The sequence below is a fragment of the Sphingomonas sp. 35-24ZXX genome (assembly GCF_000786215.1).
Lineage (GTDB): Bacteria > Pseudomonadota > Alphaproteobacteria > Sphingomonadales > Sphingomonadaceae > Blastomonas.
Genome location: NZ_JROG01000003.1, coordinates 924218 through 944928 on the forward strand (window position 1 = coordinate 924218; position 20711 = coordinate 944928).

General features: G+C 64.2%; 19 protein-coding genes and 2 tRNA genes. 8 read left to right on the top strand and 13 right to left on the bottom strand.

Annotated elements, in window-relative coordinates:
* Positions 1-5 precede the first annotated feature (5 nt).
* The 4 genes from LI72_RS06840 to LI72_RS06855 all read right to left on the bottom strand — a co-directional run bounded on the left by LI72_RS06840 (position 6) and on the right by LI72_RS06855 (position 3367).
* A tRNA-Pro gene (locus tag LI72_RS06840) sits at positions 6-82 on the bottom strand.
* Positions 83-201: 119 nt separating this feature from the next.
* Positions 202-278 (bottom strand) — tRNA-Ile (locus tag LI72_RS06845).
* 98 nt (positions 279-376) lie between these two features.
* The gene (locus LI72_RS06850) at positions 377-1366 is read right to left on the bottom strand and encodes a polysaccharide deacetylase family protein (protein WP_033924996.1); all 990 of its coding nucleotides are present in this window, start codon (positions 1364-1366) and stop codon (positions 377-379) included.
* 75 nt (positions 1367-1441) lie between these two features.
* Entirely contained in the window at positions 1442-3367 is a 1926-nt protein-coding gene (locus LI72_RS06855) for a sensor histidine kinase (protein ID WP_033924997.1), read from the bottom strand.
* Between the two features lie 295 nt (positions 3368-3662).
* Here LI72_RS06855 and LI72_RS06860 point away from each other — a divergent pair, with 295 nt between their 5' ends.
* Positions 3663-4130, top strand: a complete 468-nt coding sequence (locus tag LI72_RS06860; protein WP_033924998.1) for an Lrp/AsnC family transcriptional regulator — start codon at positions 3663-3665, stop codon at positions 4128-4130.
* A 97-nt stretch (positions 4131-4227) separates the two neighbouring features.
* Here the strand turns inward: LI72_RS06860 and LI72_RS06865 are convergent, their stop codons facing one another.
* On the bottom strand, positions 4228-5571 hold the full coding sequence (locus LI72_RS06865; protein ID WP_156139514.1) for a hypothetical protein: 1344 nt from the start codon (positions 5569-5571) through the stop codon (positions 4228-4230).
* A 233-nt stretch (positions 5572-5804) separates the two neighbouring features.
* On the opposite strand from LI72_RS06865, the gene LI72_RS06870 reads away from it, so the two are divergent.
* From LI72_RS06870 to gyrA, 3 genes are all read left to right on the top strand, one after another.
* Positions 5805-6563 carry a YaaA family protein gene (locus LI72_RS06870; RefSeq protein WP_033925404.1) on the top strand — a complete coding sequence of 253 codons (759 nt, stop codon included), beginning with the start codon at positions 5805-5807 and terminating at the stop codon, positions 6561-6563.
* On the top strand, positions 6560-7255 hold the full coding sequence (locus tag LI72_RS06875; RefSeq protein WP_033925000.1) for an SDR family oxidoreductase: 696 nt from the start codon (positions 6560-6562) through the stop codon (positions 7253-7255). The genes LI72_RS06870 and LI72_RS06875 overlap by 4 nt, the downstream gene beginning before the upstream one ends.
* Positions 7256-7394: 139 nt before the next feature.
* Positions 7395-10109, top strand: coding sequence for a DNA gyrase subunit A (gene gyrA / locus LI72_RS06880; RefSeq protein ID WP_033925001.1), 2715 nt, complete (start codon positions 7395-7397; stop codon positions 10107-10109).
* 12 nt (positions 10110-10121) lie between these two features.
* On the opposite strand, the gene LI72_RS06885 is transcribed toward gyrA, so the two are convergent.
* The 3 genes from LI72_RS06885 to LI72_RS06895 are packed head-to-tail and all read right to left on the bottom strand — an operon-like array spanning position 10122 to position 11434.
* Positions 10122-10502 (bottom strand): type II toxin-antitoxin system death-on-curing family toxin, encoded by a 381-nt coding sequence (locus LI72_RS06885; protein WP_033925002.1) that lies wholly within the window; start codon positions 10500-10502, stop codon positions 10122-10124.
* Between the two features lies 1 nt (position 10503).
* Positions 10504-10731: an AbrB/MazE/SpoVT family DNA-binding domain-containing protein gene (locus LI72_RS06890; protein WP_033925003.1), complete on the bottom strand. Its 228-nt coding sequence runs from the start codon at positions 10729-10731 to the stop codon at positions 10504-10506.
* A 31-nt stretch (positions 10732-10762) separates the two neighbouring features.
* Positions 10763-11434 carry a lysoplasmalogenase gene (locus LI72_RS06895; RefSeq protein ID WP_033925004.1) on the bottom strand — a complete coding sequence of 224 codons (672 nt, stop codon included), beginning with the start codon at positions 11432-11434 and terminating at the stop codon, positions 10763-10765.
* Between the two features lie 93 nt (positions 11435-11527).
* Between LI72_RS06895 and trmFO the strand changes: the two genes are divergently transcribed.
* Complete coding sequence (gene trmFO, locus LI72_RS06900; RefSeq protein WP_033925005.1) at positions 11528-12901, top strand: methylenetetrahydrofolate--tRNA-(uracil(54)-C(5))-methyltransferase (FADH(2)-oxidizing) TrmFO; 1374 nt, start codon at positions 11528-11530, stop codon at positions 12899-12901.
* Between the two features lie 11 nt (positions 12902-12912).
* Here the strand turns inward: trmFO and LI72_RS06905 are convergent, their stop codons facing one another.
* Positions 12913-13365, bottom strand: coding sequence for an EF-hand domain-containing protein (locus LI72_RS06905; RefSeq protein ID WP_033925405.1), 453 nt, complete (start codon positions 13363-13365; stop codon positions 12913-12915).
* Between the two features lie 32 nt (positions 13366-13397).
* Positions 13398-14060: a squalene/phytoene synthase family protein gene (locus tag LI72_RS06910; protein WP_033925006.1), complete on the bottom strand. Its 663-nt coding sequence runs from the start codon at positions 14058-14060 to the stop codon at positions 13398-13400.
* Between the two features lie 127 nt (positions 14061-14187).
* On the opposite strand from LI72_RS06910, the gene LI72_RS06915 reads away from it, so the two are divergent.
* The 3 genes from LI72_RS06915 to LI72_RS06925 are packed head-to-tail and all read left to right on the top strand — an operon-like array spanning position 14188 to position 17677.
* Positions 14188-16185: a pilus assembly protein gene (locus LI72_RS06915; RefSeq protein WP_052129572.1), complete on the top strand. Its 1998-nt coding sequence runs from the start codon at positions 14188-14190 to the stop codon at positions 16183-16185.
* An 8-nt stretch (positions 16186-16193) separates the two neighbouring features.
* A complete protein-coding gene (locus LI72_RS06920) occupies positions 16194-16793 on the top strand; it encodes a TadE/TadG family type IV pilus assembly protein (RefSeq protein WP_231562388.1) in 600 nt (199 codons plus the stop codon).
* Positions 16794-16807: 14 nt separating this feature from the next.
* Entirely contained in the window at positions 16808-17677 is an 870-nt protein-coding gene (locus LI72_RS06925) for a TadE/TadG family type IV pilus assembly protein (protein ID WP_156139515.1), read from the top strand.
* Between the two features lie 54 nt (positions 17678-17731).
* Here the strand turns inward: LI72_RS06925 and LI72_RS06930 are convergent, their stop codons facing one another.
* The 3 genes from LI72_RS06930 to LI72_RS06940 form a co-directional block, all read right to left on the bottom strand.
* Positions 17732-19120, bottom strand: coding sequence for a pyruvate dehydrogenase complex E1 component subunit beta (locus LI72_RS06930; protein ID WP_033925007.1), 1389 nt, complete (start codon positions 19118-19120; stop codon positions 17732-17734).
* Positions 19120-20208, bottom strand: a complete 1089-nt coding sequence (gene pdhA, locus LI72_RS06935; RefSeq protein ID WP_081984770.1) for a pyruvate dehydrogenase (acetyl-transferring) E1 component subunit alpha — start codon at positions 20206-20208, stop codon at positions 19120-19122. Before pdhA ends, LI72_RS06930 begins: the two co-directional genes overlap by 1 nt.
* Before the next feature lie 155 nt (positions 20209-20363).
* Positions 20364-20675 carry an FtsB family cell division protein gene (locus LI72_RS06940; protein ID WP_052129574.1) on the bottom strand — a complete coding sequence of 104 codons (312 nt, stop codon included), beginning with the start codon at positions 20673-20675 and terminating at the stop codon, positions 20364-20366.
* Between the last annotated feature and the right edge of the window lie 36 nt (positions 20676-20711).

Below are 20711 nucleotides of genomic sequence, written 5' to 3' on the forward strand. Positions count from 1 at the left end.
TAAAATGGTCGGGGAGACAGGATTCGAACCTGCGACCCTCTGCTCCCAAAGCAGACGCGCTACCAGGCTGCGCCACTCCCCGAACCAATTTCAGGCCGCGCCGCTGTTCGGCGGGCCCTTGACTGATCAGCCTGAACGGCTGACCGATGGCCCCTGCCTGCGAGCCCCTTCCGGTCCCTGGCGGTCCGGATCGGGACAGGCTGGTGGGCCCGGAGGGACTCGAACCCCCGACCTAGCCGTTATGAGCGGCCAGCTCTAACCAACTGAGCTACAGGCCCGTCCCGGCTGTGCCAGAGGCGCGGTTAGCCCAGCGCGGGGCGACATGGCAAGCGGGAAAACGGCTTTGCCGCGGTTTCATCCCTCCGCCGCGCGCCCGTCAGCGCAGGATGCTGGCCTCGATTCCGGCGATGCTGGTCGGCTGCACCCCGCGCTGCGCCAGATAGGACAGCACCCGGTGCCACCAGTCGTAGAACGCCGCCACGTCCTCATCCTTGCGCACATAGGGCGTGTAGCCCGCCTTGAGCGAGGGCGAATGGAACGAGAAATTGAGGATCGGCAGGCCATCGTCGAGCGCGATGTCGATGCCGCGGATGACCTCTTCGACAGATATGCCCTCGGGCGTCAGCGATATCCGTTCAAGCAGCCGCCCGCGTGCCATCAGCGACTTGGTGACACCCGCCATCTGCGCCAGCGGAAACAACGCCCCCTGGCGGCGCAGCAGCCCCCAGAACACCGATGTGACCGGCAGCTCGACGATCCCGAGGCTCTTGTCGAGCCAATAGGGCTCGAGCGGATATTGCGAGAAATCCGGCCCTTCGGCCTTGCTGTAATCGAAATTGGCACGCACCGACGTATCGAACCGCACCCCGGCCTCGCGCAGCAGGTTGAGCGTCTGCGGGCCGATGCCATAGCGCCCGGCACGATAGGCGATCGGCTGGGTGCCGGTCGCCTCGGTGATCGCATCGCGCAGCGCGAAGAACTTGGCGCGCTCCAGTTCCACCGGCAGGTTGCCGGCATAAGTGTTGCGCTGGGTCACTTCCTCGTCGAACGGCGGATTGACCCAGGGGTGCAGCTGGATCCCCACTTCGGCCCGGCCTTCGCGCACGAACTGACCATAGATTTGCTTGCCGCGCGGATCGGAAATGATCGGCCAATCGACCAGATACAAAGGCTTTACGCCATATTCTTCACACAATGTCTGAAAATCGGTGATCGCCTCGAGCGCCTCAAGCGAATAGCCTTCGCGCTCGATCGGCTTGGTCCAGTCGAATTCTTCCTCGACATCCACCGTGACGAGATACCGTGGGCCGACATCGGGCGAGAAACGGACGAAATCATCCTTTCCCGGCAATCTTGCAAAGGTCATTCGCTTCGGTCTCGCAGCGTCGCAAACATGGGCAGGGTGCCCCCCCTGGCACCACCCCAGCCACGCTCCTCCCGCTTACGAGCGCGCAGCTTCTGCGCTAATCCCGGCACTGGGCAAGGTCAAGCGCAGAGCATCGACCTCGATGGTCAGCTGTCCGCCATGGCTGGCGAGCAGATTGCGCACCAGGCGCAGGCAGAAACCCAGGCCCAGCAGCGGACCGCCATCGCCCTGCGCGGCATCGGTGCGGTCGACATCGAACAGCCGGTCCTCGTCCAGGCCTGCGAGCGAAAGCGGTCGGCTGAAGCTGAGATCGATAGTCTGCGCGGCGGCCGAACACTGCAGCACGATCGTCTCGCCGGGCGTGCAGCTGCCGATCAGCGCGCCGGCCAGTCGCGGAACGATGCGGTCCAGCGCCTGCGCCGACATCGCAATGACCGCGCCGGGCGGCAGCGAACCGATATCGAGCTGCGCGCCCGCATAATCGAGCAAGGGCTGAACCCGCGCCGAAAGCCGGTCGGCCAGTTCGCTCAGCGGCACATGACCGGCAGGATCATCGATCGCGTTGCGATCGAGCCTGAGCGCGGTGTCGAGATCGTCAAAGCCGCTGAGCAGCTGGCGCGCATCCTGGCGGATCCGCTGCGCCATCTCGCGATATTCGGATGCCACCGGCCCGAACAGCTGCTGTTCGATGATCTCGGAAAAGCCCATGATCGCGTTGAGCGGGGTGCGCAGTTCGTGAACGATCTGGCGCAGTCCGTCGCGCCCGGCCAGACCCTGGCCGCCCGCTTCGGGCCCGGCGCTTTCCCACGGCATCGGACGCCGCAGAGTGCCGCTATAGCCGACGAAACGGCCGGTCGCGCGATCGAAGCACGGATCGGCATCCACCCGCCATTCGCCTGCCAGCGATGCGGCGCTGCCCAGATCGGCGCGCCCGCCGCGAATGGGCATGCGGCGGCTGAACGCGGTCGAAACCGCCGCATCGACACCGCGAAATCCGGCCATTGCAGGCATCGCCAGCGACAGGCCATGCACCATGCACAGCAGCATGCCCTGGGTGCTGGCGATCGCGCCATCGACCCCGGTGGCGAACTGGAAATGCTGGTGCCCCTGCGGCCAGCCGCCAGCCTCGACATCGTTCGCGATCGCAGGGCCGCGCGGCTCCTCGGCCTGTGCTGCTTCGCCGTCCGCAACGGCGTTTTCGACCAGACCCCAGCCCTGGGCCGAAAAGGCGGGGCGGTCTTCCATCGCCTGACGGATGCGGACTTCCTGCAGCGCCTCGATCCGCTTGACGATTTCGCCGATGCTCTGGGGTCCGCCGGATGCCGCTGCGGGTTCGGGCACTGGTTCGGGTTGCAGTTCGGGTTCGGGCTGAAGCTCGGGTGCGGCGGGATGTTCGGCTTCGGGCTCGGGCTCGGGCTCGGTCACGGCCACGATTTCGGTGATCGCCGGCACCGCTTCGGCCATCACGGATTCGGCGGCAGGCTCGCTCGCGATCGCCTCTTGCGCTGCGCAGGTCGCAGCAACGTGCGGTGCTGCGGCGTGATCCGGGATCGCGGCGGCCGCATCGGGCAAGGCCGTGTCGTACAAACCCAGCTGATCGAGCAGCGCCCGGGTGCGCGCGCCCAGATCGCGCCGATTGCGCAGGAAGCCCCGCGCCCGGGTGGGCAGCGCCGGCACCAACGCGGCCCATTGATCATCGCTGAGCCGGGCCGCGCGGATGGCGGCGCTGGCGATATCGGGGCGCTCTGCGGCCAGATACTGGATCAGGACCGGAGAGACCAGCCGCCCGGACAGGCACTGCACGGTCAGCAGCCGCTCGGCATCGGTGACGGCCGGACGCAGCAGATGGATGCGCGCGAGCGCGGACGCGTGGCGGGAATCGACATCATCGCCTGCGATCTGCCCCAGGATGTCGACCAGCTGGCGGTATTGCGCCACCGCCGCCGACCCGGCAGGAACTGCGCCGGCCAGTACGGTCGAAAGGCGGTCATCATATCGCATAAGCGGCTAGCAGTCCTCAATCGGCGGTACGTCGGCATTCAGGCAGGGCGACGGCGATACACCGTGCCGCACCGCTGCGACAAGGGATAGCCAGAGCAACTCACCTGCGAAAGGGCGCTTTTTGTCGCGTCGCAATGTGGGACAATTGCGTTACTGAATAATTATATTATAGATGGGTGGCGTCTTGTTGCGGAATGTTTCTGTCAGGGACGAAAAGACCACAGGTTGCGCGCGTGGGCCATGTTCGAAAATGGCTGCAAATGCCGCGATCCATAGAAAAGCCAGGGGAAAAATCGTGTCAAGTCTGGACCATATCGACCGGCAGTTGCTGACCCGACTTCAGGATGAAGGCCGGATCACCAATGTGGAGCTGGCCAGCCGGGTCGGTTTGACCGCCCCCCCCTGCCTGCGCCGGGTCCGCGCGCTCGAGGAATCGGGGATCATCCGGGGCTATCACGCCGATATCGACCCGCAGAAGCTGGGCTTTGCCATCACGGTGTTCGCGATGGTCAGCCTCAAGAGCCAGGCCGAGAGCGATCTCAAGGCCTTCGAGGAGCATGTCAGCACGCTGCCGCAGGTGCGCGAATGCCATATGCTGAACGGCGAGATCGACTTCATCCTGAAGATCGTCGCGCGCGATCTGCAGGAATTCCAGGCGTTCCTGACCTCGAAGCTGACGCCTGCAGCCAATGTCGCCAGCGTCAAGACCTCGCTGACCATCCGCACGTCCAAGCAGCAGCCGGGCGTCCCGCTCGACGAATGACGGTCGCTCGGGAGCCGTCGCTGTCTGCTCCATGAAAACGGCAGGCCCGGCGCGATGCCAGGCCTGCCGCTCCTTTTTTCCGGTCGTCAGGGTGCGATCAGGCCGCCGGCGCCGCGGGCGCGGCTGCGCCCGACTTCTGATCGATGTACAGCGTCCACAGCTTGGCCAAGGGAGCACGCACGCCGGTCACGCCCGCGAGCGTCTGCTTGGCGGGGTCGTACTTGCCCTGCGCCACCTGCGCGATGGCCTGCACCATCATCGCACGCTCCTTGTCTTCGACATTCTTGGTCAGCGCGAGCGCGGCCAGCTCTTCGGCTTCGGCATATTGCTTGTTGGCCAGCAGCGCGTCAGCCGTGGCGAGCGTCACGGTGGCGGTCGCCTTGCCACGCGAATCCCGCACCGAATCAGGCAGGGTCGCGATATAGTCGCCGCGGTTGGTGTTGGCTGTGGTCAGCGCCTCCTTGAAGGTAGCATTGCCGTCGGTGATGACGCCAGCCGCCTTGCCTTCCTCGATCAGCGCGATGACCTCGGTCGGGCGACGCGCGGCGCCTGCCGCTTCGATATATTCCTGATAATCGCTGGCGCTGTTCAGACCGCCGACCATGCGCAGCAGACGCATCGCATCGAGGCTCTGTTCGCTGGTGAAGTTGCGGTTGTCGCCCTGCACGGCCCGAACCACCTCGTTCCAGGCGCCCTTGCCGCTGTCGGCGCGCAGCAGCAGCTGGGCCCAGGTGGTGCTGTCGCTCTTGGTCGCACGCGCGATCTGGAAGCCTCGCTTGGCCCAGCTGGGCGCGTACTGCTTGTCACCCGCCAGCTGCGCTTCGACCGCGCGCTGCAGATACGGCAGACCCTGCGCCGCCAGCGGTGCGTTGGTCGCATCGATGCTGCGGCCGCCCGACTTGGCGATGGCCTCGCCAAAGTGCGCTTCGGCGAGCTGGAACAGGTTGACCGGGCTGTTCTGTCCGGCCTGCACGGCAGCGGTGAGATAGGTGCGGGCGCGGGCGAAGTCGTTCTTTACCAGCGCCTTTTCGCCGATGAAGCTGTTGAACGTGCGCACTTCGCCTTCGGTGGACTTGCCGCTGGCAAGCGCGGTTTCGACGCCCTTCATCTGCATTGCCTCGTCCTGCTTCTTCAGACCGATCTGCAGCATCATCTTGCCGGTCAGATATTTCTCGTCCGCGCTTGCGGCAATGGCGGCAGCCTGGGTGAGGCTGGTCTCGGCCGTCACGAGGTCGTTGGCGCCGAACGCGGTCTGCGCGGCCGCGAAGGAATTGCGGAACTCGGGGCTCAGCTCGAGCTGCGGGGCTTCTTCCTTGCCCTTCTTGCCCTTCTTCTCGGTACGCTGAGCAAAGGCTCCATCGACCGGCAGCGCCAGCGAGACAGCCGTGGTTCCGGCCAGAGCCAGCATCAGAGCCATGTTGAAACGGGAAATGCGACGCATGTTATCCTCCGAACTAAAAACACGGCCACAGGCGTGCCGATGATGCCCGCCCGTTTGACGGGCGCTTGATGAAGCCGTCCTTAATGGCTCCGGCAGAAACGAACAACCGGGCTTTGCGGTTCCTGCCCAAAAAGCCCTTCGCACGTCGTCTGTCGGCGCTTGCGCGGGCGCGCGGGGCCTTGCGCGCAAGGCGCTTTGCATCCGGCGCGAGGCTGCGCTATTCGCCGCCGCCTATGATCATCCTTCTGTCCCCCGCCAAATCGCTCGATTTCGATTCGCCCGCACCCGAGGTCCAGCCCACGCCCTTGCGCTTCGAACCCGAGGCAGAGCGACTGGTGCGCTCGGCGGCGCGGCTCAGCAAGGCCAGGCTCAAGCAGATCATGCCGGTGTCCGATGCGCTGATCGAGCTCAATTACGCGCGCTATCGCGGCTTTCACGACCAGCCGGAACGCCCGGCGGCATTCGCCTTCAACGGCGATGTCTATACCGGCCTTGCTGCGCGCACGCTCGACGAGCCCGCGCTCAGCTTCGCGCAGGATCATGTCCGCATCCTGTCCGGCCTGTACGGCCTGCTCAGACCCTTTGACACCATCCGCCCCTATCGCCTTGAAATGGGGACACGCTGGGCGCCTCGGCACAAGTCTTTGGTCGCCTATTGGGGGGACCGGATCGCCGCCGCCATCGCAGAGGACCTGTCTGCCAGCAGCGGCGATACGGTGGTCAACCTTGCCAGCCAGGAATATTTCGCCGCTGCCGAAAAGGGCCTCGCGCGGCGCGGTATCCGCATCGTCACTGCCGACTTCCGCCAGCAGGGACCCAAGGGCCCACGCTTCGTCAGCTTCGATGCCAAGCGCGCACGCGGCATGGCAGCGCGGTTCCTGTGCGAGAACCGGCACAGCGATCCTGAAGCGCTCAAGGGCTTCGACAGCGATGGCTATCGCTTCGATGCCGATGCCAGCGACGATTCTATCTGGCGGTTCGTCCGCGCATGAGCCGCAACACGGTCATCATCGGCGCGTCGGGTGGCATCGGCGCTGCGCTCATGCGCCAGGCAGAGGCGCGCGGGGATAGCGTCACGGGCTTTGCGCGCAGCTTTGCAGGGCCGTTGCACCTCGATCTCGAGAACGAGGCGAGCATCGCGGCTGCCGCTGCGCATCTGCGCGATGAAGGGATCGCGCCCGATCGCGTGATCGTCGCCACCGGGCTGCTGCACGCTGATGGCAAGGGGCCCGAGAAGAGCCTGAAGGATATCGACCCTGCCTGGATGGCGCGCAACTTTGCGGTCAACACCATCGGCCCGGCGCTGGTCGCCAAGCATTTCGTCCCGCTGATGCCGCGCAAGGCCCCTGCCCTGTTCGCGGCGATCGGCGCGCGGGTCGGCAGCATCTCGGACAATCGCCTGGGCGGCTGGTACGGCTATCGCGCGGCCAAGGCGGCGCTGCACATGACGATCCGCAACATCGCGATCGAATGGGGCCGCCGCAACGACCAGGCGATCTGCGTCGCATTGCACCCCGGCACCGTCGACACACCGCTCAGCCAGCCGTTTCAGGGCAATGTCGCCGAAGGCCGACTGTTCGATGCGGACCATAGCGCCAGCTGCCTTCTCGATGCGCTGGCAGGGCTTTCTCCGGCCGATTCGGGGGGCATCTTTGCCTTCGACGGCAGCGCCATCCAGCCCTGACAAGTCCAAACCCTCAAGCAGCTGTTTTTCCTGTTGAAAAATAGCGGCTCAAGACCCGCAAAAGCTGGCATTTTGACCCCCTGTCGCCTAGAGCGACAGGGGACGCAAAAGCGTCACAAAAGCAATTAAGGCGTATGGAATGAACGATACCACCGCACCTGCGGAACCCACCGAAATCGAACGCATCGACATCGTTGACGAGATGCGGTCCAGCTATCTGGATTACGCGATGTCGGTCATCGTCAGCCGCGCCCTGCCCGATGTCCGCGATGGCCTGAAGCCGGTCCACCGCCGCATCCTCTACGCCAGCCACGAAGGCGGTTTCGTCGCGGGCAAGCCCTATCGCAAGTCGGCCAAGATCGTCGGTGACGTGATGGGTAACTATCACCCGCACGGCGACAGCTCGATCTACATGGCCCTGGCGCGCATGTCGCAGGATTGGGCGATGCGCGTGCCTCTGGTCGACGGCCAGGGCAATTTCGGATCGATGGACCCCGATGCCCCGGCATCGATGCGGTACACCGAAGCGCGGCTCAGCAAGGTCGCGCTCAAGCTTCTCGAGGATATCGAGAAGGATACCGTCGACTTCATCCCGAACTATGATGGGTCTCGCCAGGAGCCACAGGTTCTGCCCGCGCGCTTTCCTAATCTGCTGGTCAATGGCGCAGGCGGCATCGCCGTCGGCATGGCGACCAACATTCCGCCGCACAATCTGGGTGAAGTGATCGACGGCTGCCTCGCCTGGATCGAGAACCCGATGATCGAGCTCGATGATCTGATGAAGATCATCCCGGGGCCCGACTTCCCGACCGCACCGCTGATCCTCGGTCAGTCGGGCGCACGCGCCGCGTACCAGAAGGGGCGCGGATCGATCATCATGCGCGCGCGCCACACCATCGAGGAAGGCCGCGGCGACCGCCGCTCGATCGTGCTCACCTCGATCCCCTATCAGGTCGGCAAGAACGCGCTGGTCGAAACCATCGCCGAAGCCGCCAAGGGCAAGGAAGCGCGGATCGAGGGCGTCAGCGACATTCGCGACGAGTCCAATCGGCTGGGCGTCCGCATCGTCATCGATCTCAAGCGCGATGCCTCACCCGAGGTCGTGCTCAACCAGATCTGGCGCTACAGCCCGGCGCAGTCGTCCTTCCCGGCGAACATGCTCGCCATTCGTGGCGGCCGTCCCGAAGTGCTCAGCCTCAAGGACATCATCGAGGCGTTCGTCCAGTTCCGCGAGCAGGTGATCACCCGCCGCACCAAGTACGAGCTCGCCAAGGCGCGTGACCGCGCGCACATCTTGCTGGGTCTGGTGGTTGCGGTCACCAACATGGACGAAGTCGTCAAGATCATTCGCGGATCGGCCTCGCCTGCCGAGGCGCGTGCCGCATTGCTGGCGCGCGAATGGCCAATTGGCGAGATCGCGCAGTACATCAAGCTGGTCGAGGCGATCGAGGGCGAGCTGGAAGGCGATATCTATCGCCTGAGCGATGCGCAGGTCCGCGCGATCCTCGATCTGCGCCTGCATCGTCTGACGGCGCTGGGCCGCGACGAGATCGGCAACGAACTGAGCGCACTGGCCGTGGCGATCGCCGAGTACCTGGCGATCCTCAGCGACCGCGCCAAGCTATACGAAGTGCTCAAGGAAGAGCTGATCGCGGTGCGCGACGAATTCGCCACCCCGCGCCTGTCGATGATCGCACCCGCTGCTGATGGCATCGACGACGAGGACCTGATCGAGCGCGAGGAGATGGTCGTCACCGTCACCCTGCAGGGCTATATCAAGCGCACCCCGCTCGAGGCTTTCCGCGCACAGGCGCGCGGCGGCAAGGGCCGATCGGGCATGGCGACCAAGGACGAGGATGCTGTCACCAGCATGTTCGTGACCTCGACGCACACGCCGGTGCTGTTCTTCTCCACGCACGGCAAGGTCTATCGCAAGAAGGTGTGGCGCCTGCCCGAGGGCGGACCTGCGACGCGCGGACGGCCGATGATCAACCTGCTGCCGCTGGCGCAGGGCGAGACCATCCAGACCGTGCTGCCGCTGCCTGAGGACGAGAGCACCTGGTCCGATCTGCACGTGATGTTCGCCACCGCCAACGGCACCGTGCGCCGCAACTCGATGGACGCGTTCACCAACATTCCCTCGAACGGCAAGATCGCGATGCGCTTCGACGAGGGGTCGGACGACCGGCTGATCGGCGTGGCGCTGCTGACCGAGGGCGACGACGTGCTGCTCGCCACCCGCCAGGGCAAGGCGATCCGCTTTGCCGCCACCGATGTCCGCGAATTCCAGAGTCGCACCTCGACCGGGGTACGCGGCATGACGCTGCGCGAGGGCGACGAGGTGATCTCGCTGTCGATCCTGTCGGGCTTCGAGGCCACCACCGAGGAACGCGACGACTATCTGCGCGCAGCACCCTGGAAGGGCAACGAGGCCGAACCGACGTTGCCGCCCGAACGCGTGACCGAATTTGCCGAGGCCGAGCAGTTCCTGCTCACCGTCTGCGCCAACGGCTATGGCAAGCTGTCGTCGGCCTATGAATATCGCAAGACCGGTCGCGGCGGCCAGGGCATCACCAATATCGACAATATCGATCGCAACGGCCCGGTGCTGGCGAGCTTCCCGGCGCACCAGTCCGACCAGCTGATGCTGGTCACCGATCAGGCCAAGCTCATTCGCCTGAGCCTTTCGACCATGCGCGTCATCGGCCGCAATTCGGCCGGTGTGCGGCTGTTCAACGTGGCCGATAACGAACACGTGGTCAGCGCCGCGCGCATCGCAGAAGAGGACAATGGCGAGGCAGGGGACAACAGCGAAGGCGAGGATGCGGAAGGCACTGCGCCCGCCGAGGAATAAGGCTCGGCCGCGTTATACGCTATGATCGCGGAACCAGCGGGCGACCTCGTCTTCGGACAGGTCGCCTGCGGCGAGTGCCAGCGTCATCACGACCAGCTCAGCCTCGGTGATCGCAAACTGTACGTCGTTGAGAAGCAGAAACGTCAGCGAAACGACCGCCGCGGTGCGCTTGTTCCCATCACTGAAGGGGTGATTGCGCGCCAACCCGAAGGCATAAGCAGCTGCCAGATCCGCTGCATCGGGTTCACCATAAGCCGCGAGATTGATCGGCCGGCCCAGTGCGCTTTCGAGCAGGGCCAGATCGCGAATTCCGCTCAGTCCGCCATGTTCCGCGATCTGTTCATCGTGCAACGCGAGCACGACGTCCTGCCGCAACCAGATCCAGTCGGGCATGTCACTTGGCCAGTTCGCGCAGTGCGTTGCGATAACGATCCATGACGTCGCGCGCAGTGGCCATCTGCTTGTCAAAATCAGGATCGGCCGATTTGAGCGCGATGCCATCAGCCTGCTTGACCACGGACACCTCATCCCCCTGCGACAGGTTGAGATGCGCCAGAATATCCTTGGGCAGGATGATCCCGGTCGAGTTGCCGATCTTGATGAGCTTGAGGGGCTTGTTCATACAGATGTTATAACACTGTCGTGAACTTGCCTCAAGCCGCGACCCGCGGATCCTTGTGACGCAACGTCTGGATGACCCCGGTGCAGATCAGGAACTGCCCGAAATAATAGAGCGGCCAGATCAGCCAGTCGGGGATCGCCGAGCCTTCGAGCGGCCCCAGTCGCGCCAAGATGAGCAGGTCCGACACCACGAACATCAATGCGCCGGTGCCGACGCGATAGCGCGGGAAATCGCTGGTCCACGCCATCGCCGCCATGACCGCGAGAAAGAGGCTGTACAGCGCGATGCCGCCTGCTCCGCTGCGATCCATCGGCAGCGCCCAGGCAATCAGCACGACGCCGGGCACTAGCAGCAGCGCAAACAGCCGCTGGCTGAAGGTCAACGACGCCCGCCTGTGCCGCGCATACAGCGCAATCGCGATTACGTGGCCGATCAGGAAGGCGACCGCGCCGTAGATCATGTCGATCTCGATCAGCATGTCGCCGATCGCGCCCAGCGTCATCGCCCCGCCGATCAGCCGGCCATCGAACGAATGGTGTCGCACGAACGCGAACACCGCCAGAAAGCCCACCCCAAGCCCCTTCCAGAGCATCAGGTACAGCCCCGGGATAGGCGCATCGCTGACGAAATAATAGGTGATCGACGCCAGCAGGCTGAGCAGCAGCCACGGCCGCGATTCCACCAATGCGCGTTTGACGACCATTTTGCTCCCCTTGCTTGTCCGTCGCGTGATGGCACCGATCCGCGATACAACGCAAGCTGGGCAAATCGGTTATCAAGCGCTATCTGCGGGACCATGACACGCACACAGGAATTCGATCACCAGATTCACATCATCGGCGGCGGCCTGGCAGGCTCTGAGGCGGCTTGGCAGCTCGCGCAGGCGGGCGTCCGGGTGCGCCTGTCCGAAATGCGCGGCAGCGGCGACAACATGACCCCGGCGCACCAGACCGATGGCCTGGCCGAGCTCGTCTGCTCGAACAGCTTCCGGTCCGACGATGCTGATCGCAACGCCGTCGGCCTGCTGCACCAGGAAATGCGCACGCTGAATTCGCTGATCATGGCGGCGGCGGAAACCGCCAAGGTGCCGGCCGGGTCCGCGCTCGCGGTCGATCGCGACATCTTTTCGGCGAATGTCACCAAGGCGCTCGCGGAGCATCCCAATATCCATATCGTTCGCGAGCGGATCGATACGCTGCCCGAGAGCGGGCTAACGGTCGTTGCGACAGGGCCGCTCACCGCCATGGAACTTGCGCACTCGATCGGCGCTGCGACCGGCGAGGATGCGCTGGCATTCTTCGATGCCATTGCGCCGATCATCCACCGTGACAGCATCGACATGGACATCTGCTGGATGGCCAGCCGCTGGGACAAGGTCGGGCCCGAAGGCGACGGCAAGGACTATATCAACTGCCCGATGGACAAGGAGCAGTATCTTGCCTTCCACCAAGGGCTGATCGACGGCGAGAAGACCGAGTTCAAGCAGTGGGAAAAGGACACGCCCTATTTCGAGGGCTGCATGCCGATCGAAGTCATGGCGGCACGCGGGGTGGAAACGCTTCGCTATGGACCGATGAAGCCCGTGGGCCTGGACAATCCGCGCACCGGCCGCTGGCCCTATGCGGTCGTCCAGTTGCGCCAGGACAACAAGCTGGGCACCTTGTGGAACATGGTCGGCTTCCAGACCAAACTGAAGCATGGCGCGCAGGTCGAGTTGTTCCGCACCATCCCGGGGCTGGAAAAGGCCGAGTTCGCCCGGCTGGGCGGGCTGCACCGCAACACCTTCATCAATTCGCCCCGGCTGCTCGATGGCCAGCTGCGGCTGAAAAGCGCCCAGCACATCCGCTTTGCCGGGCAGATGACCGGGTGCGAGGGCTATGTCGAAAGCGCCAGCGTCGGGCTGATGGCCGGGCGCTTTGCCGCAGCCGAACTGCAGGGCCGCACGCTCGAAACCCCGCCGATCACCACGGCGCTGGGCGCTTTGCTGGGCCATATCACCGGTGGCGCGGAAGCCAGCGACTTCCAGCCGATGAACGTCAATTTCGGACTGTTCCCGCCGCCCGAGGACAAGGTGCACAAGAAGCAGCGCAAGGAGGCCTATACCTCCCGCGCGCGCGCCGATCTGCAGCGCTGGATCGCGGGCGAGACCGAGGCGATCGCCGCCGAATAGCGATTAACCAATCAGCATTTGCAGCGCTGGACGGCGCGTTTGGGCCGGGTGATGGCAAACTCCTCGGGGCTGAGCCGCCCATTGCCATCGCCATCGGCCCCGGCAAAGCGCTCGGATGTCGCCACTGCCCATTCTTCGAAGGTCAGCAGGTTGTTGCCATCGCGATCGAGCGCCTTGAACGCCTTGGTGCGGCTGGCGAGCAGCTCTTCGCGGGTGATGATGCGGTCGCCATTGCGATCGAACCGGGCAAAACGGCGCTGCTCGCGGGTCATTTCGGTGGCTTGCGGGGGCTCGGGACCGCGCATCGCACCGGGATCGGCGATCGGCAACGCGCTGTCCTGAACGGGCGGCGGCGGCGCGGGAATATTGGCGAGTTCGTCATCCTGCTGCTGCGCGCGGATCAGGAAGAAGCCGCCGATCAGCAGCACGATCGCCGCCAGTCCACCGAACAGGATCCGCATCATTGCCCCCTCATCCGGCGCGGGGAGCCTGCCCGTCAGCAGCCGCTCAAACCGTGCCACACCAGCCGGGCAAACACTCCCGGACTGCCCCAGGGACGATCCATCGGCCCCTGCGCGATGTCAAGCTGGACCGCGCGTCCGATGATCGACAGCGGCCGCAGCCGCCGGGGCAGCCATACGTGTGCCAAAGCCTGCGTGTCGATGCCGCGCACGGCTGCATCCAGCGCCTCGGTCCGCCGGTGGAAGCGTACCATGTCCCACAGGGCCCAGGCCTCGCCGATGCGTTGAAGGTCGGCTGCATCCGCGCCTTGCTCAATCGGCGCGAACGCGGCGAGCAATTGCCCCCTTCCCCGCGCAAATTCGGCCACGGCGTCAGGATCCTCGCGATCAAGCGCCGCCTCCCACCCGCGGATCACGCCGCCCAGCGCGCCAGCCAGATCGAGACCCTCGGCCTCCAGCGGCAGCAACGCGGCGAGCACGGGATTGGCGGACGGACGGGACGCCGCGGGCTGGGCGATGACGTCATGCCACCATTGCAATCTGATCTGAGCCAGCATTGCCTCGCGCGCCTGCAGCACGATGCCGGCAATCTGCGCGTCAAAGGCAAACAGCGCCTGGCACCAGCGGCGCATCTGCGCATCGCCATAGCCCGACGCGAGCGTCACGAGCGGAGAAACGGGGACTTCCGGAGCGGTCATGGCCCGCGCGATCCACCAATTTGCGCGGCGGATCAAGGTAAACCTGGCGGTAACCAACTCCCTTTGAGGGCTGCTTACCATTGTCCTCGTAGAAGGCACGCTAAGTCTCAGGGGCATTTTCTACACCATGACCATCCGCCACACCGAACACCAGCGCCACGATAGCCCAGCGCCGAGCGCCGCTGCATCCGAGACCAAGCGGCCCTGGCTGAGCCGGCTGCTCGGATCGAAGCGCGGCAACGTGCTGCCCATCCTGGCTGCCAGCATCCTGCCGATGGCCGCGATGATCGGCGGCGCGGTCGACATGAGCCGCGCCTATATGGTCAAGTCGCGCATCCAGCATGCCTGCGACGCGGGCGTGCTCGCCGGTCGCCGCGCGATGGCCGCGGGCAACTACACCGACGCCGCCAAGGCACAGGCGCAGGACTTTTTCGATATCAACTACAAGGCGGGCTATAACCGCACCACCAACGTGGTTTTCAATACCAACAACCCCACCGGCAGCAGCAAGGTACTGGGCACCGCCTCCACGATCATGCCCACGACGATCATGGGCATGTTCGGCAAGGAAACGCTGGATATCGCCGTCAGCTGCGAGGCCGAGCTGAACCTCAGCAACACCGACGTTACCTTCGTGCTCGATGTCACGGGCTCGATGGCCGATTCCATCCCGACGGGCAACAGCGGTTCGATCGTCAAGATCACCGCATTGCGCAACTCGGTAATGAGCTTTTACGACACCCTGGCCAACGCCTCCGTCGGCAGCAATGCCCGGCTGCGTTATTCGTTCGTGCCCTATTCGACCAACGTCAATGTGGGCGAGTTGCTCTATGATGCGAATCCGCAATGGCTGATCGGGGGTAATACCGATGAGACCTGGGCCTATCAGACACGGCGGCCGATTTGGAGCATTCCGGTCACCGAAACCGAAGTCGATGTCGATACCGAAACCGGCGAGGTGATCGAGACTTATGGTACTAACCTGAACATCGCAAAATGCCAAAACTATGCAGACAACGTCAATTTCAACCAGGCAGATGGGTGGAATTTCCGTCCTGACCCCCAGGGTTCGCCGATCGTGGTGGAAAACGGCGATGTGAAGACCACGATCACATATACGGCCCATACTTGGAATGGACAGTCACAACCCTGGTCCGGGACCAATCGGCGCGAGTGCAAGCGCAAGCGCACGACCGTGGTCGAAACCACCACCACCACCACGACTACGACCTATGTCGAGTCTCCGGTTTGGCAGTCGGGTGCCACTTTCGCCCGCTGGGAATATGGCCAGTACAGCTTTCCGGTCTACGACTTCCTGCGCTCGATCAAGACAGCTAACTCGGCGGTCGCGATACCCAGCGAAACCACCGGCGCCACCAGCCGCTGGGGCGGTTGCATCGAGGAACGCGACACTATCGCGGGCTCTACCATTGCTTATGGCAGCAACGGCATCACAGTCGACGGCAGCAGCAATGCGCACGACTTGAACATCGATGCGGTGCCCAGCAGCAATGCCACCAAATGGCGGCCGTATTGGGAGGATGTGTATTATTTCCGCAACGACGGGACCAGCATCAAGAACTATGGCGGTGGCTATACGGCCTGCCCCAGCAAGGCAACTTTGCTGGCAACGATGACGCGCGACCAGGTGCAGAGCTATGTCAACGGTCTCATCACGGTGGGCGGCACCTATCACGACGTCGGTCTTCTCTGGGGCGCGCGCCTGGCATCGCCGCAGGGGCTGTTCCAGTCGACTGTCAACGCCAATCCGGGCAATGCCGGATCGGTCAGCCGTCACCTCATTTTCATGACCGATGGCGCGCTGACCAGCTATGACTTCGTGGCCAGCATGTACGGTGTGGAAATGTACGACCGCCGCGTCGCCGGCGGCAGCACCAGCCCGACCCAGCTCGAGCGGCAGCGTCGCCGGTATCTCGCGATCTGCGAGGCGATAAAGGGCAAGGGTATCCGGTTGTGGGTGATCGCTTTCGGCACCACTCTGACCACGGATCTGCAGACCTGCGCCAGCGGGGGCAGCGCGTACACCGCGGCGAACAGCACTTCGCTCAACACCGCGTTCCAGAACATTGCCAAGCAGATTTCGGAACTGAGGCTGACCAAGTGATGCGTCCGATGATCCGTATGCCAGCCTTCCTGAAGCGCGTGGGCCGGGATCGGCGCGGGGTGACCGTGGTCGAATTCGGCCTGATCGCCCCCACGTTCCTGATGCTGCTGCTCGGCGTGTTCGACATGGGCTACACCGTCTATGCGCGGGCGATCCTGGATGGCGCCGTGCAGAAGGCGGGACGCGATTCCGCGCTCGAAACCGGTGCCAGCTCGATCGCGACGCTCGATGCCAAGATCAAGACCAACTTGGCCGGCCTGGGCGAAGGGGCGACTTTCTCGTACGATCGCCGCAACTATCGCGACTTTGCCAAGGTTGGCCTTCCCGAAGAGCTGGACGACCAGAACAACAACGGGACCCGCGAACCAGGCGAATGCTTCACCGACGAGAACGGCAACGGGTCGTGGGATAGCGATCTTGGCAAGGACGGGGTCGGTGGTGCGCGCGACGTCGTGCTCTACACCGTGCGGATGACCTACCAGCGCAAGTTTCCGCTCTATGCGCTGATCGGCGTCGACAGCACGGCAACAATCTCGGCGGCCACGGTGCTGCGCAACCAGCCCTATGGCGACCAGGCATCCGAAACCAGAGAGGTGATCTGCACATGATGGCGAACCCGCCCATGGCCGGAAAACCCGGCCTATTTGCTCGTACCCGAAAAGTCACCCGCGCGCTGCGGCGCGACCGATCCGGCCTTGCGCTCATCGAATTCGCCTTTTCGCTGCCGATCTTCATCGGCCTGGGCTTTTACGGCGTCGAGGTTGCAAACCTTGCCGTCACCCAGATGAAGATGAGCCAGATCGCGCTCAACATGGCCGACAACGCATCGCGGATCGGCACGCTCAACTCGAATCTTGCGGCCAAGGTGATCAACGAGCAGCAGATCAACGACGTGTTTCAGGCCGCCTCGATCCAGGCAGGCGCAGCGGGGCTTTACGACGACGGCCGAACGGTGCTCTCGAGCCTCGAGGTCAATGCGAGCGGCGGCCAGACCATCATGTGGCAGCGCTGCAAGGGCATGGCGATCGAGGATTCCGAATACGGGCCGCAGGGCACCGGCGCCACGGGCACCGGCTTTGCGGGAATGGGCCCGCCGGGCGACAAGATCAGCGCCAGCGTGGGCACGGCGGTGATGTACGTCGAGCTGACCTATACCTATGAACCGCTGTTCGGCACGATGTTCATGGAGCCGCAAGAACTGCGGCAGGAAGCGGCCTACACCGTGCGCGACGCGCGCGAGATCGGGAAGGAGCCGACCAACAACGTCGTAGCTGCGCGCCAGTCGACCTGCAACAAATATGATGCCATCCTGCCGCAGACCAGCGATGCAGACATTGCGGCGGCGCAGGCAGCACTGGCCGCTGCGCAGAGCGATGACGATGACGATGACGATGACGATGACGAGGATATGCCGGGATACAGTGGAGGCAACAATCCCAACAATCCGGGCAAAGGCCTTTGCGTCGCCCAGCTTGTCTGCGTGAAGATATGAGCACGTAAGAATGGCCGGGCATAGCCGCCCGGCCATTCTTGAAGCTTCAGGCAATCAGCCCTTGTAGCAGACCTTCTTGACCGCCGCGATCACGCGGGCGCTGTCGACCAGCGCCAGCTTCTCGAGGTTCGCGGCATAAGGCAGCGGCACGTCTTCGTTGGTGACGCGCAGCACCGGCGCATCCAGATCATCGAAGCCATGCTCCATCGCCACCGCACAGATTTCGCTGGCGATCGAGCACACGGGCCAGCCTTCCTCGACGACGACCATGCGGTTGGTCTTCTTCAGGCTTTCGAGCACCGTGGCGGTATCGAGCGGCCGCAGCGTGCGCAGATCGACGACTTCGGCATCGATGCCTTCGGCGGCGAGCTTTTCCGCTGCATCCAGCGCAACGCCGACGCCGATCGAATAGCTGACGATGGTGACATCGGCGCCTGCGCGCATCACGCGGGCCTTGCCGATCGGCAACACATGGTCTTCGAGCGCGGGCACATCGAAGGTGCGGCCATAGACCAGTTCGTTTTCCAGGAACACGACCGGGTCTTCGGTGCGGATCGCCGCCTTGAGCAGCCCCTTGGCATCGGCCGCGTCATACGGCGCGATCACGATCAGGCCGGGAACGTTGGCGTACCATGGCCCGAAATTCTGGCTGTGCTGCGCGCCGACGCGGCTGGCCGCGCCATTGGGTCCGCGGAACACCACCGGGCAACGCATCTGCCCGCCCGACATGTAGTTGGTCTTGGCGGCCGAGTTGATGATGTGGTCGATCGCCTGCATCGCGAAGTTGAAGGTCATGAACTCGATGACCGGACGCAGACCACCCATCGCCGCGCCGGCACCGATGCCGGCAAAGCCGTATTCTGTGATCGGCGTATCGATCACGCGGCGCGGACCGAACTCTTCGAGCAGGCCCTGCGTCACCTTGTACGCACCCTGATATTCGGCGACTTCCTCGCCCATCACGAACACGCGCTCGTCGCGGCGCATTTCCTCGGCCATCGCATCACGCAAGGCTTCGCGCACGGTGGTGCCCACCATCTTGGTACCTTCGGGGATCGCCGGGTCGCTCACCGTGGCGCGCTTGGCCGGAACGATCGCTTCGGCCGCTTCATCCTTGCTCACCGGCGCAGGCGCCGGCGTCGGGGCGGGAGCCGCTTCGGCGGCAGCGGGCGCAGGCGCGGGTGCAGCGGCTGCCTCTTCGCCTTCGCCGGCGATCAGCGCGATGACCGCGCCGACCTTCACATTGTCGGTGCCTTCGGGGATCAGGATCTTCGATATCGTGCCCTCGTCGACCGCCTCGAACTCCATCGTCGCCTTGTCGGTCTCGATCTCGGCCAAGATATCGCCGGAAGCGACGCTATCGCCTTCCTTCACCAGCCATTTCGCCAGTGTCCCTTCTTCCATGGTCGGGGACAAAGCGGGCATTTTCAGTTCGATGGCCATTAATACTGCTCCACCAGCACATCGGTATACAAATCGGACGCATCCGGCTCGGGCGAGGTTTCGGCAAAGTCCGCCGCCTCGCTGACCACCGCGCGGATGTCCTTGTCGATCGTCTTGAGCGCATCCTCGCTCACGCCCATCCGGATGAGTTCGGCCTTGGCCGCCTCGATCGGATCGGACTTTTCCTTGACGTTCTGCACTTCCTCGCGGCTGCGATACTTGGCCGGGTCCGACATCGAGTGGCCGCGATAGCGATAGGTCTTGAGTTCCATCAGCAGCGGACCGTTGCCGGCACGAACATATTCCAGTGCCGCTTCGGCCGCGCCGCGCACTTCCAGAACATCCATGCCGTTGACCTGCATGCCGGGGATGCGGAAGGAATCGCCGCGCCGGTAGAACTCGGTCTCGGCGCTGCTGCGCGACACCTTGGTGCCCATCGCATAGCCGTTGTTCTCGATCACGAAGATGATCGGCAGCTTCCACAGCGCGGCCATGTTGAAGCTTTCATAGACCTGGCCCTGGTTGGCCGCGCCATCGCCGAAATAGGCCATGCACACGCCGCCATCCTGCGAATACTGGTGGCCGAAGGCGAGGCCCGCACCCAGCGCGACCTGCGCGCCGACGATGCCGTGGCCGCCGTAGAATTTGTGCTCGGTCGAGAACATGTGCATCGACCCGCCCTTGCCGCGCGAGATGCCCGCGGCCCGGCCGGTCAGTTCGGCCATGATCACCTTGGGGTCGATGCCATAAGCCAGCATGTGGCCATGGTCGCGATAGCCGGTGATCACGCTGTCCTTGCCCGGCGTCAGCGCCGATTGCAGGCCCACCGCGACCGCTTCCTGGCCGATGTACAGATGGCAGAAACCGCCGATGAGGCCCAGGCCATACAATTGTCCGGCGCGTTCCTCGAACCGGCGGATGAGCAGCATCTCCTTGTAGAAATGCATCAGCCCTTCCTGGCTCGCCTCGAAACGTTCGGGCGTTCGCGGCCGGGGGTGGTTGCTGCCCTCCTCGGGGAGGACCGGAGCTTTCGATGAGGCCTTTGCGGGCGGCTTGCGAACGGGCTTTGCAGCGGGTGTCTTTACCAAGACGAAAAAACCTTTCACGCTGAAGGATCAGTGCCGTGAGGCGGGGGAGGAATTGACCGCCCGTCTATAGAAGCATGGGCGCGGTTTACGCAACGGCCAAGGCGGTTTTTGCGCAATATTCCCGCAGCATCAGCGGCGCTGCGCGCTGCATCCGATCATTTGAGCGGAACGATGATCTCGTCGGGATGGGCCACGTTCAGCTCGCGCCGGACCAGCTCGCTGACCAGATCGGGATCGACGGCCTTGGGATCGAGCAGCTCGACCCGGTTGCGCAACGCGTTGCGCTGCTTTTGCAGACGGGCAAGCTCCACCTTCTGCACTTCCAGCCGCTGGCGATAATCGCCCCAGGCCAGCACACCCGTCGGCCCCAGCAGGGCATAAGCTGCAATCGCCAGCAGCGCGACAAGCGAGATGCCTGGCGCAATGGCTTGTTTTGCAGGTTTGATGACGGGTTTACGGGACGGCATTGATTGCTTGAATCACAATTGATTCGGGCTGGCAAG